This window comes from Sphaerisporangium aureirubrum, assembly GCF_042658925.1.
In the GTDB taxonomy this organism is placed as follows: Bacteria; Actinomycetota; Actinomycetes; order Streptosporangiales; family Streptosporangiaceae; genus Sphaerisporangium; species Sphaerisporangium aureirubrum.
Genome location: NZ_JBHSRF010000060.1, coordinates 47076 through 58996 on the forward strand (window position 1 = coordinate 47076; position 11921 = coordinate 58996).

Here is an 11921-nt window from a genome sequence, read left to right on the forward strand (position 1 = left end):
ACACGAGGAAGGGCCCGGACGCGACACCGCGTCCGGGCCCTTCTTTCGTGCCCGCCGAGGCGGGCGCCGTCGTGCTCCTCGCTCGGCCGGCGCCGTCGTGCTCCTCGCCCGGCGGGAGCCGCCGTGCTCAGCGGCCGGCGCGCGCCACCCTGCTCAGGACGGCCGCTTCTTGTCCTTCTCCTGCTGCTTGGCCGCCTCGTCCGCCTTCGCGGAGGCGTGGTCGGCAGGGGTGACGGCCAGGGCCTCGGTGGTGAAGCCGGAGCGCAGGCCGCTCCAGCGCAGCCACTCGGGCCAGGTCTCCTGCCAGTGCCCCCAGCCGTTGGTCGGGTCCAGGCGCCGCGGCGAGCCCGAGACGATGATCGGGTCGCCGATCAGGGTGGTGTCCTTGAACCACTCGGCGTTCGACGGGCTGATGTTGACGCAGCCGTGGCTGACGTTGGAGTTTCCCTGCGAGCCCACCGACCACGGCGCGCCGTGGACGTACTCGCCGGTGTCGGAGATCCGGACGGTGTCGTACACCGTGAGGCTGTAGTAGCCGGCGCTGCCGGGCCCGATCCCCGGGGAGGTCATCGTGGTGACGTCCTCACGGGACATGGCCAGGTGGATGCCGTTGGTCGTGTAGTACTTCCAGTCGCCGCCCTGCCCCGCGCTGAGCGGGATGGTGCGGACCACCTGGTCGCCGTGCTTGACGGTCATCTGGTGCGACGTGGTGTCGGCGTGGCTGATCCGGGACCGGCCGACGCTGAACTCCCTGACGTAGTCCCGTGACCCGTACAGGCCGGGGCCGCCGTGCACCCCGGCGAGCTGGGCCACCAGCTTCACCTTGGTGTTCTCCGGCCACCAGGACTTCGGCCGGAAGGCCAGCGTCTTGTCGTCCCACCAGTGCCAGGCGCCCTCGACCGGCTTGGAGCTCTGCACGAGCAGGTTGCGCTCCACCGCGACCCGGTCGGCGATGGGCTTGTCGAAGGCCAGCATGATCGGCATGCCGACGCCGACGGTCAGGCCGGTGCCGTCCCTGCTGGGCAGGATCTTGTCCAGCGCGAACACCTGCGTGGCCGTGACGGTGGAGAACACGCTGGTGACCCGCTTGCTCTTGCCCTCGGGCCCCACGGCCTCGACGGTCACCTGGTAGGTCTCCCCCGGCGCCATGGCGCGCCTGCTGCGCCATTGGGTGCGGTCGGCGCTCAGCACGCCCGCGACCGGCTCACCGCTCCTCGGGCGCACCTGGACGCTCCTGAGCGCGCCGTTGACGGTACCCACGGTCACGGGAAGCTCGGGTGGTACCAGAGTCGCCCCGTTGGCCGGAGAGACGTCCACGGCCACGTCGGAGCGGCCCCCCGAGGAGCCTCCCCCTTTCTCGTTGCCGGAGGTGCCACACCCACCGGCCAGCAGCAGGGCCAATGCCCCGGTTCCTACGGCGATCACCCGGAATTCGACGTGTCCCACCTGACGTCTCCCCCGCTCCGATGGATCACTCCTTATCAGTTATTACCCGGTCACAGCGTGTCGTGTACCTGGGTGTTCGGAGAAAGGGGCGAAACGACCAGCAAAAAAGCGGCGCGGGCGGCCGACGGTTCCTTGACGGAAACCGACGGCCGCCCGCGCCGGGCGTGCCTGGGCCGGGATGCCTCAGTGGGAGAAGTGCCCCCGGTAGTACTGGAAGACGAAGCCGATCGAGGTCATGAGGACCGCGGCCACCCCGACCATGAACAGCCACCAGCCGATGATGAAGCCCACGGTCAGCAGCGCCACCGACAGGCAGACGAACAGCGGCCACCAGCTCGACGGGCTGAAGAACCCGAGCTCGCCGGCGCCGTCGCTGATCTCGGCGTCCTTGCGGTCCTCGGGCTGCTCGCCGATGCGGCGAGCCGTGAACAGCAGGTAGTAGCCGATCATCAGGGCCAGGCCGACCGAGATGGCGAGGGCCGTGGTGCCGGTCGGCTCCTTGGACCAGAACCAGTAGACCAGGTCGACGGCGGCGAAGAAGATGCCGCTCAGCAGGAACAGCCAGCCTTGGACCTTCATCGCGTCCCCTCAAGCTGGTCGACCGGCGCGAGCCGGTGCGGGTTCTTCAGGTCGAAGGCCGGCCGCTCGGAGCGGATCCGGGGCAGCATGGTGAAGTTGTGCCGCGGCGGCGGGCAGGACGTGGCCCACTCCAGGGAGTTGCCGTAGCCCCAGGGGTCGTCCACCGTGACCTTGGGCGCGTGCCGCCAGGTCCGCCAGACGTTGTACAGGAAGGGCAGCGTGGACGCGCCGAGGATGAACGCGCCGATCGAGGAGACGACGTTCAGGTCGGTGAACTTGTCCAGCGGCGAGTAGTCGGCGTACCGGCGGGGGAAGCCCTCGGCGCCGAGCCAGTGCTGCACCAGGAACGTGGTGTGGAAGCCGATGAACAGCGTCCAGAAGTGCCACTTGCCCAGCGTGTCGTTCAGCATGCGGCCGGTGAACTTCGGCCACCAGAAGTAGAAGCCGGAGAACATGGCGAACACGACGGTGCCGAAGACCACGTAGTGGAAGTGGGCCACCACGAAGTAGGAGTCGCTGACCTGGAAGTCCAGCGGCGGCGAGGCCAGGATGATGCCGGTCAGGCCGCCGAACAGGAACGTGACCAGGAAGCCCACCGCGAACAGCATGGGCGAGGCGAACACCAGGTGGCCGCGCCACATCGTGCCGATCCAGTTGAAGAACTTCACCCCGGTGGGCACCGCGATGAGGAACGTCATGAACGAGAAGAACGGCAGCAGCACCTGGCCCGTGACGAACATGTGGTGCGCCCACACCGCGGCCGACAGGCCCGCGATGGCGATGGTCGCGCCCACCAGGCTGATGTAGCCGAAGACCGGCTTGCGGCTGAACACCGGGAGGACCTCGGTGATGATGCCGAAGAACGGCAGGGCGATGATGTACACCTCTGGATGCCCGAAGAACCAGAACAGGTGCTGCCAGAGCATCACACCGCCGGTCGAGGCGTCGAAGATGTGGGCGCCCAGGCGCCGATCCGCCTCCAGGGCCAGCAGCGCGGCCGCCAGCACCGGGAACGCCAGCAGCACCAGGATGCTGGTGAGCAGGATGTTCCACGTGAAGATCGGCATGCGGAACATCGTCATGCCCGGGGCGCGCATCGTGATGATCGTGGTGATGAAGTTCACCGCGCCGAGGATGGTGCCGACACCGGACATCGACAGACCCATGATCCACAGGTCCGCGCCGAGGCCGGGCGAGTAGACCATGTCCGACAGCGGCGTGTAGGCCGTCCAGCCGAACGACGCCGCGCCGCCCGGGGTGAAGAACCCGGAGACCGCGATGGTGCTGCCGAAGAGGTAGAGCCAGTAGCTCACCATGTTCAGCCGGGGGAACGCCACGTCGGGCGCGCCGATCTGCAGCGGCATCAGCTCGTTGGCGAACCCGGCGAACAGCGGGGTCGCGAACATCAGCAGCATGATCGTGCCGTGCATGGTGAACAGCTGGTTGAACTGCTCGTTGCTCACGAAGTCGAGCCCCGGCTGCGCCAGCTCGGCCCGCATCACCAGCGCCATGACGCCGCCGATGAGGAAGAACACGAACGACGTGATCAGGTACAGGTGCCCGATGACCTTGTGGTCGGTGGACGACGCCCACTTGGCGACCACCGTGCCCTTGCGGGCGCGGCGGGCGGCGGCGGGCGCCAGCTGGACGGATGGTTCGTTGACGGCGGTCACTGGGCACTCCCCGCCTGGCTTGTGACGTACTGGTCGTACTCGGCCTGGGGCACGAGCTTCACCGTGAAGAGCATTCGGCTGTGGTCGACGCCGCACAGCTCGGCGCAGCGCCCGGCGTAGGTGCTGGGCTTGTTGAGCGTGGTGACCTCGAACCTGTTGGGCACGCCCGGCAGGACGTCCAGCTTGTACAGGAACGCGGGCACCCAGAACGAGTGCGCGACGTCGTGGGACTCGAGGTTGAACTCGATCTTCTTGTTCACGGGCAGCACCAGCGTCGGCCGCTGGGACGGCGTGCCCGCGACCTGCACGGTCTTACCGCCGTAGGTGCTGGTGAAACGCCAGCTCCACTGGAAACCCTCGACCTTCACCTTCACGTCGGGGCTGTTGGACACGGCCCCGATGGCGGTCTGGTCACGCGCGGTGAAGTAGAAGAACACCGCCACCATGATGATCGGCACGGTGGTGTAGAGGATCTCGATCGGCAGGTTGTAGCGCACCTGGGGAGGCAGCGCGTCCGTCGAGTTCTTGCGCTTGCGGTGGAACAGGCAGGCCCAGAAGATCAGGCCCCACACCACCACACCGACGCCGAGGGCGGCGATCCAGGCACCGTTCCACAGGCTCTGCATGATGCCGGACTCTTTGGTGATGCCTTCCGGCATGCCACCACGAGACCATGTGCCAACGCCTCCACACGCCGACAGGGCCAGCGCAAGCACCGCCAACGCGGCGGCGCGAGGCACCCTGCGGCGGGCCAACGGACGCCGTTCGGAACGGCGGGTCGGACTCACGGATCGCCTACCCCACAGTTGAAGCCCAAGAGTGCTCCCTCTTGGGCGGTAGTTTCCAGGTTCACTTGTCGCGCTCTGAGAAAAGTCGGCTGTCGTCACGCTGGGGGACACATTAGCGCGGACTGGGCCCGCCCTCCTTCCCAGCCCCCGGCAACGCCGCGCGGCGGCATCGGCGGCGTCCGCGGCCCGCGCGGGAAGGCGGGGGCGGACGGCACGGCAAGGGGCCGGCCTGCGGGGGGACGGCGGGGACGGCCCGCGGCGGACGGTGCGGGGCGGCCCCGGCCGCCCGGCGCGCCGGGCGGGTGCGACGATGGGGGCCGTGGCGTACTTCGACGCGGCATCCACCGAACCCCTGCACCCCGCGGCGCGTGAGGCCCTCCTGTCGGCCCTGGACGCCGCGGGCGCCGACCCGGCCCGGTTGTACGGCACGGCCCGCCGGGCGCGCCTGATGCTCGAACAGGCCCGCGCCGAGACCGCGGAGATCATCGGCGCCCGGCCCGACGAGGTGTCCTTCACCTCCTCGGGCACCCAGGCGGTGCACCTCGGCGTGCTCGGCGCGCTGCTCGGGCGCCGCAGGGCCGGGCGCCGCCTGGTCGTGAGCGCCGTGGAGCACTCCAGCGTGCTGCACGCCGCCCGGACCCACGAGGAGGGCGGCGGCACCGTGGAGACCGTCCCCGTCGGCATCACCGGCCGGGTGGACCCCGCGGCGTTCGCCGCGGCCGTGGCGGGCGAGGGCACGGCGCTGGCCTGCCTGCAGACCGCCAACCACGAGGTCGGCACGCTGCAGCCGGTCGAGGAGGCGGCGGAGGCGTGCCGGGCGGCGGGGGTACCGCTGCTGGTGGACGCCGCGCAGACCACGGGACGGCTGCCGGTCCCCGGCGGCTGGTCGGTGCTGGCGGCGAGCGCCCACAAGTGGGGCGGCCCGGCCGGAGTGGGGGTGCTGGCGGTGCGCAAGGGCACGCGGTGGCGTTCCCCGCTGCCCGAGGACGAGCGCGAGCGGCGCCGCGTGCCGGGCTTCGAGAACGTCCCCGCCGTGCTCGCCGCGACGGCGGCGCTGCGGGCCAGGACCGCCGAGGCCGGGGAGGAGAACGCGCGGCTGTCGGCGCTGGTGGACCGGATCCGCGCCGAGGTGCCGGGGCTGGTGCCCGACGTGGAGGTGGTGGGCGAGCCGGCGCTGCGGACGCCGCACATCGTGACGTTCTCGTGCCTCTACGTGCCGGGTGAGGCGATTCTCTCCGAACTGGACCGGGCGGGCTTCGCGGTCTCCTCCGGCAGTTCGTGTACGGCGAGTACGCTACGACCATCGCACGTTTTGGAGGCGATGGGAGTGATCACGCACGGGAACGTCCGGGTCTCGCTGCCCCGCGGCGCGTCCGGCGCGGACGTGGACCACTTCCTCGCCGTGCTGCCGGGCATCGTCCGGCGGGTGCGCGAGAGCGTCGGGGTGGGGTCGTGAGGCGGCCGCACCGGGGACCGGCGCGCGTGGCGAGGCCGGCTGGGGGGAGATCGTGATGGCACGGCGGCGCAGGCCGGAGACCACCGAGGCGGCGGCGCCGCCCGAGGAGGAGCCCCGCCCACCGGCGGCCCTCACCATCGACGCGCTCGGCCGCAAGTGCCCGATCCCGATCATCATGCTGGCCGACCAGATCAACTCGGTGCCGCTGAACTCCGTCGTGGCCGTCCTGGCCGACGACCCCGCGGCCTTCACCGACATCCCGGCCTGGTGCCGCCTCAAGTCGCACCACCACGTGGGCAGCTACGTACTGGCCCGGGGCGGCTGGGCCATCCACGTGCGCCGCAACTACTGAGCTCCCCGCCGCCCGCCCGCCGGCGACCGCGCGGGCCCGCCCGCCGAACATGGCGCGAGGGGTGCGCGTGCCGGGCACGCGCACCCCTCGCCACCGGTGATCAGGGGTAGACGCAGGCGATGTGCGCCTCGACGTCGGCCGCGGCGTCCGCGCCGTACGCGGCGGCGAGACGCTCGACGAAGCCGTCACGGCCGAGGCGGTACTCCTGTCCGCCCACCTGCTCCAGCACGTGGGTGGCGGTGAGGTTGCCGAGCTGGCCGCAGCGCTCCAGGCCGAGCCCCCAGTGGAGGCCGGACATGAAGCCGGCGCGGAAGGCGTCGCCGACGCCGGTGGGGTCGACCTTGCCGACCTCGGGCGCGGGCGGGATGTGCAGCGACGGCTCGCCCTCACGGTCGATCCGCGCGCCCTTCGGGCCGAGCGTGGTCACCCGGACGCCGACCCGGGTCAGCACCTCTTCGTCGGACCAGCCGGTCTTCTGCTCGACCAGGGCCTTCTCGTAGTCGTTGGTGAAGAGGTAGGCGGCGCCGTCGATGAGCTTGCGGATGTCCTCGCCCTCCATGCGGGCGAGCTGCTGGGACGGGTCGGCCGCGAACGGGATGCCACGCTGCCGGCACTCCTCGGTGTGGCGGAGCATCGCGTCGGGGTCGTTGGCGCTGATCATGACCAGGTCGAGGCCGCCGAGCCGCTCGGCGATGGGCCGCAGCTCGATCTCGCGGGCCTCGGCCATCGCGCCGGTGTAGAAGGACGCGATCTGGTTGTGGTCGTCGTCCGTGGTGCACAGGAACCTGGCCGTGTGGTGCAGCTCGGACACGTGGACCGAGTCGCAGTCGACGCCGTGGCGCTCCAGCCACGAGCGGTAGTCCGCGAAGTCGGTGCCGACCGCGCCGACCAGGACGGGGGTCAGGCCGAGGCATCCCATGCCGAAGCAGATGTTGGCCGCTACCCCGCCGCGCCGGATCTGCAGATCGTCGACGAGGAAGGACAGGGAGACGCGGTCGAGCGCCTCGGCGATGAGCTGATCCCCGAAACGACCCGGGAAGGTCATCAGGTGATCGGTCGCGATGGAGCCGGTGACGGCGATGCGCACGGGGTGCTCTCCTCGTTGTCAGCATCGATGGGCCCGCCAAGAATACGACAGAGAACTAGCGCGGGAGCCCCAGGCGAGCCCGCCGCCCACCCGCCCGGCCGTCCGGATCAGGCCCTTCCGGTCCGCCGCCCCACACTCCCCGGGCCGCCCACCTGCGGAGACGGGGCGGCACCCCAGCCGCTCCCCCGTTCCCGGATCCACCCACCCGTGCCGGTCGCGCGACAGCGCCTTAAGCCGCGCTTCAGCGCGAAGACGGCACACGCCGGGCACGCTTTCGGCATGCCCCCCGAGCACGCCGAAACCCCGCCGCGCGAAATGTTCCGCGGGCGGGGACGCGGGCGCCGTCCTTAGTTGAAGGAGTCGCCGCAGGCGCAGGAGCCGGTGGCGTTCGGGTTGTCGATCGTGAAGCCCTGCTTCTCGATCGTGTCCACGTAGTCGACGCTGGCGCCGATCAGGTACGGGGCGCTCATCCGGTCGGTGACGACGTTGACGCCGCCGAACTCGGAAACCACGTCGCCGTCCATGGCGCGGTCGTCGAAGAAGAGCTGGTAGCGCAGGCCCGAACATCCACCGGGCTGCACGGCCACCCGCAACTGCAGGCCCTCTTCGCCCTGCTGCTCGAGCAGGCTCCGCACCTTGGCCGCAGCGGCGTCGGTCAGGATCAAGCCCTGCTGCGTCGTCTGGCTGCTCTCAACCGTCATGTGCTGAACTCCCCGTCTGCCCAAACCGCCCCTCGGGGACGGAGGCCTTGGTCTGAGGTCTCACTCAGACGCTACCAACACCAAGGCACACTCACACATTCCTGTCTTGAAGGCTGGGCATCCGGGACCCCCACCGGAAGGGCCACCCCATGCGGTATGCAATGATTAGTCGTCACATAGACGATAAGTCGGTAAGAAGCTGCAAAGAAGGTGTGGCGTGACGACTACCGAGATGGGGCTCCCTCTCTTCATCCTCGGCCAGGGCACCGACCCGCACAGCGAGCGGGGCGTCGACTGTCCCGGCGAGCTGCCCCCGGCGTCCGACCCCGACCTGGTCGCGCGAGCCGAGAAGGCCAAGGCCGCCCTGGGCGACCGCCTCTTCGTGCTCGGGCATCACTACCAGCGCGACGAGGTGATCCGCTTCGCCGACGTGACCGGGGACTCGTTCAAACTCGCCCGGGAGGCGGCGGCCCGGCCCGAGGCCGAGTTCATCGTCTTCTGCGGCGTGCACTTCATGGCCGAGTCGGCCGACATCCTGACCTCCGCCGCGCAGCGGGTCGTGCTGCCCGACCTCGCGGCCGGGTGCTCCATGGCGGACATGGCGACCTTCGACCAGGTCGAGGAGGCGTGGGACGTCCTGGCCGAGATCGGTGTGGCCGACGTCACCGTCCCCGTCACGTACATGAACTCCTCGGCCGACATCAAGGCGTTCTGCGGGCGCAACGGCGGCGCGGTGTGCACCTCCTCCAACGCTCGCCGCGCTCTGACCTGGGCGTTCGACGAGGGCCCCGACGGGCCCGCCGGTAAGGGCGCGGGGGACCGCAAGGTGCTGTTCCTGCCCGACCAGCACCTCGGGCGCAACACCGCGGTGCTGGAGATGGGCTTCTCGCTGGACGACTGCGTGGTGTACAACCCGCACCGCCCCGGCGGCGGGCTCACCGCCGAGCAGATCAGGAACGCCAAGGTGATCCTGTGGCGCGGGCACTGCTCGGTGCACGGGCGGTTCAGCACCGGGTGCGTGGACGACGTGCGCGCCCGCATCCCCGGCGTCAACGTGCTCGTCCACCCCGAGTGCCGCCACGAGGTCGTGACCAAGGCCGACCACGTCGGGTCCACCGAGTACATCATCAAGATGATCGACGAGGCCCCGGCCGGGTCGGCGTGGGCCGTCGGCACCGAGCTGAACCTGGTCAAGCGGCTGGCCGCCCGCCACCCCGACAAGACGATCACGTTCCTGGACCGCACGGTCTGCTACTGCTCCACGATGAACCGCATCGACCTCCCGCACCTGGTGTGGGCGCTGGAGTCGCTCGCCGAGGGGCAGGTCGTCAACCAGATCACCGTCGACCCGGACACCGCCCACTGGGCCCGGGTCGCGCTGGACCGCATGCTGGCCCTGCCCTAGTCCTCAGTCGTCCCGCTCCGTCAGCCCGTACAGCACGCGGACGGTCACGGTGATCGTGCCCTGGCCGGGCTCGATGGACGCCTTGTCGGCCGCGTAGGCGAAGCGGGGCGCGCCGCCGTCGCCCTCCTCCTCGATCTTCAGGACCCGGCCGAGCTGGTATCCCGCCAGCGCGGCGTACTGCTCGGCCTTGGCCCTGGCGTCCTGGAAGGCGGCGGCGCGGGCCTCCTTGACCAGCGCGGGCGCCTTGGACACTTCGAACGTGATGCCGTGGAACCGCACGTCGTCGCCGACGCCGGCCGCCGCGTCGACCACGGCGTCCGCGGTGGACAGGTCGCGGACCAGCGCCTGCAGGCCCTGGGAGGCGCGGTAGCCGACCGCCTTGGGGTACTTGTCGTACTCGGCGCCGAGCGACAGGTCGTTGGTGCGCAGGTCGCCCTCGGCGACCCCGGCGCCGACGAGCGCGGCGGTCAGGCGGCCGGCCGCCGTCCGGGCGGCGGCGAACGCCTCGCTCGCCGTGTCCCTGCGGACCTCCACGCCGACGTTGAGGCGCATCACGTCGGGGGTGGCCTGCACGCTGCCCTGCCCGGTGACGTTGATCTCCACGTTGTCACCCGCCGGCCGGGGCGCGGCGGTGACGGGGACGGGGGGCGCGGAGGCGAGGGCGGGGGCCGCCTGGAGCCCCGCGACGGCGAACGCTGCGGCCGCCAGCACCACACTCAACTTGGTCATGGGCACATGCCACCACCGGGCCCGGACGCGCCCCGCGCGCCCCGTCCGGGGGCGGCGGGAACTTGACCATTCTCAGACCCCTCTGGTGTACCGGAGGTACTGTTTCTTGTACTCCCCGGCCTTCGCCGTCGCGAGCAGCCGCGACACCTGGCCCTTGAAGTCGAAGACCACGGCCTCGTAGCCGTCGTCCGTCTTGCGCCAGCCCGCGATGTGCCACTCGTCGTACCACCCGATGAGCCGCTCGCTGGCGAACGGGATGCGGGCCCGTTCCTCGCCGTTGGCGGACCACACGCAGATCTCGTCGGTACCGGTGCAGCTCGTCATGAACTGCGTCCCGGCGGGCGAGACGTCGTCCCCCTCCACCGTGAGCGGGGAGCCGACGTCCAGCAGGGTCTGCAGCACGGTGCCGTTGAGGTCGTAGAACCGGATGCGCTCGGTCGAACCCTTGATCGCCCAGGTGCCGACGGCCTGGCCGTCCCCCCGCCAGAAGTAGCTCCAGCGGCCCACGTCCTTCTCGGTGATGTGCACCACCTTGGCCCGCTTGCGGGCGATGTCGACGATGGCGAAGCCCCAGCCCTCGCTGGAGTCGCCCACGGCCTTGTTCAGGCTGACCAGGACCTTGGTGCCGTCCGGCGACCACTGCGGGTAGATCGGGTACACCGGCGCCTTGGCGATCTTGATGGTGCTGGAGCGGTTGTCGGCCCGGTCGACCAGCGCCACGGTGGAGTAGTGGTCGCGGGTGTAGAGGGTCTTGGTGGCGAGCGCCATGCGGCCGTCGTCGCTGACGATGTACTCGAAGTAACTCCTGGTGCGGAGGAACACGTTCTCGCCTCGGTGCCGGATGTAGACCTGTTTGCCGTAGTCGAGGCTGTAGGCGGTGAGCTTGATGGGGTCGGCGTCGTTCTCGTGCACGGTGATCGTGCTGTCCGGCAGCTTGATCTGCCGGGTCGCCGGGGGCGGGGTGGCGCCGGGGTCGGCCGGACGGCTCGCGACGCCCGCCTGGCCGCCCGGGGAGGCGCTGCCCTGCGGAGTGTCCGAGCCCGCGTCCGCCGACCGGCCGGTCGAGGGGCCGTAGCGTTCCGGGGTGAGCTGCGGCCCGGGGGTGCCGCTGGCCGTGACGCCGCCGGGTCCGCCGCTGAGGTTCTGCGCGATCAGGTAGCCGCCGCCCGCGACGACCAGCACGGCCGCGGCGGCCGCGGCGGCGATCAGCGGCCCTCGCCGCGACGGGCGCTCGCCGTTCGCGCCAGGCCAGGTGGGCGGGGTGCCCGCGCCTCCCTGCTGCCAGGACGGCGCCGCCGGGCCCTGCCCCGGCGGCGCGGGGTACGGCTGCCCTCCCGGGCCCGCCAGGGGCCTCGTCGGCCCGGGGAACTGCGCGGCCTGTCCCGGAGGCTGCGTCTGCTGGGCGGGCCGGCCGAGACCCTGCGGCGCGGGCTGGGTGGCCGCGGGCAGATGGGCGGCGGGCCCGGACGGCTGGGCGGGCCCGTGGCCGGCGCCCTCCAGAGGGCGGGTGGGCGCCTGCGGGGGCGGGGCGGGTAACGGGTGGGCCCAGGCGGGGGGCGGCGGGGCGGACTCGCGGGAGCGCGCCGCCGGGTCGTACCGCCGCGTGGGCTCGTACTGCTGCGCCGGGACCTCCCGGCGCGCCGGGTCGTGCTGCTGCGCGGGGACCTCGCGCCGCGCGGGGGCGGGCTCGTGGCGCGGCCCGGCG

At 71.3% G+C, this 11921-nt stretch carries 10 protein-coding genes and 1 pseudogene; 3 read left to right on the forward strand and 8 right to left on the reverse strand.

Annotated elements, in window-relative coordinates; translation table 11 throughout:
• Positions 1 to 153: 153 nt before the first annotated feature.
• From ACFP1K_RS29635 to ctaC, 4 genes are all read right to left on the reverse strand, one after another.
• Positions 154 to 1446, reverse strand: a complete 1293-nt coding sequence (locus ACFP1K_RS29635; protein WP_380759406.1) for a L,D-transpeptidase — start codon at positions 1444 to 1446, stop codon at positions 154 to 156.
• A 183-nt stretch (positions 1447 to 1629) separates the two neighbouring features.
• The gene (locus tag ACFP1K_RS29640; RefSeq protein WP_380759409.1) at positions 1630 to 2025 is read right to left on the reverse strand and encodes a cytochrome c oxidase subunit 4; all 396 of its coding nucleotides are present in this window, start codon (positions 2023 to 2025) and stop codon (positions 1630 to 1632) included.
• Positions 2022 to 3668 carry an aa3-type cytochrome oxidase subunit I gene (ctaD, locus tag ACFP1K_RS29645; RefSeq protein WP_380759431.1) on the reverse strand — a complete coding sequence of 549 codons (1647 nt, stop codon included), beginning with the start codon at positions 3666 to 3668 and terminating at the stop codon, positions 2022 to 2024. Before ctaD ends, ACFP1K_RS29640 begins: the two co-directional genes overlap by 4 nt.
• 26 nt (positions 3669 to 3694) lie before the next feature.
• Positions 3695 to 4486 (reverse strand): aa3-type cytochrome oxidase subunit II, encoded by a 792-nt coding sequence (ctaC, locus tag ACFP1K_RS29650; RefSeq protein ID WP_449329161.1) that lies wholly within the window; start codon positions 4484 to 4486, stop codon positions 3695 to 3697.
• A 310-nt stretch (positions 4487 to 4796) separates the two neighbouring features.
• On the opposite strand from ctaC, the gene ACFP1K_RS29655 reads away from it, so the two are divergent.
• Both ACFP1K_RS29655 and ACFP1K_RS29660 read left to right on the forward strand, forming a co-directional pair.
• Positions 4797 to 5942: a cysteine desulfurase family protein gene (locus ACFP1K_RS29655; RefSeq protein ID WP_380759413.1), complete on the forward strand. Its 1146-nt coding sequence runs from the start codon at positions 4797 to 4799 to the stop codon at positions 5940 to 5942.
• A 55-nt stretch (positions 5943 to 5997) separates the two neighbouring features.
• A complete protein-coding gene (locus ACFP1K_RS29660; RefSeq protein WP_380759415.1) occupies positions 5998 to 6294 on the forward strand; it encodes a sulfurtransferase TusA family protein in 297 nt (98 codons plus the stop codon).
• A gap of 100 nt (positions 6295 to 6394) precedes the next feature.
• On the opposite strand, the gene ACFP1K_RS29665 is transcribed toward ACFP1K_RS29660, so the two are convergent.
• On the reverse strand, positions 6395 to 7381 hold the full coding sequence (locus ACFP1K_RS29665; RefSeq protein ID WP_380759417.1) for a carbohydrate kinase family protein: 987 nt from the start codon (positions 7379 to 7381) through the stop codon (positions 6395 to 6397).
• Positions 7382 to 7728: 347 nt separating this feature from the next.
• Entirely contained in the window at positions 7729 to 8082 is a 354-nt protein-coding gene (erpA, locus tag ACFP1K_RS29670; RefSeq protein WP_380759420.1) for an iron-sulfur cluster insertion protein ErpA, read from the reverse strand.
• 217 nt (positions 8083 to 8299) lie between these two features.
• Between erpA and nadA the strand changes: the two genes are divergently transcribed.
• Entirely contained in the window at positions 8300 to 9487 is a 1188-nt protein-coding gene (gene nadA, locus ACFP1K_RS29675; protein WP_380759422.1) for a quinolinate synthase NadA, read from the forward strand.
• A 3-nt stretch (positions 9488 to 9490) separates the two neighbouring features.
• On the opposite strand, the gene ACFP1K_RS29680 is transcribed toward nadA, so the two are convergent.
• Together ACFP1K_RS29680 and ACFP1K_RS29685 are read right to left on the reverse strand one after the other, a co-directional pair.
• Positions 9491 to 10216: an SIMPL domain-containing protein gene (locus ACFP1K_RS29680; RefSeq protein ID WP_380759425.1), complete on the reverse strand. Its 726-nt coding sequence runs from the start codon at positions 10214 to 10216 to the stop codon at positions 9491 to 9493.
• A gap of 72 nt (positions 10217 to 10288) precedes the next feature.
• Positions 10289 to 11921 (reverse strand): annotated as a pseudogene (locus ACFP1K_RS29685) (hypothetical protein); the annotation flags it as partial.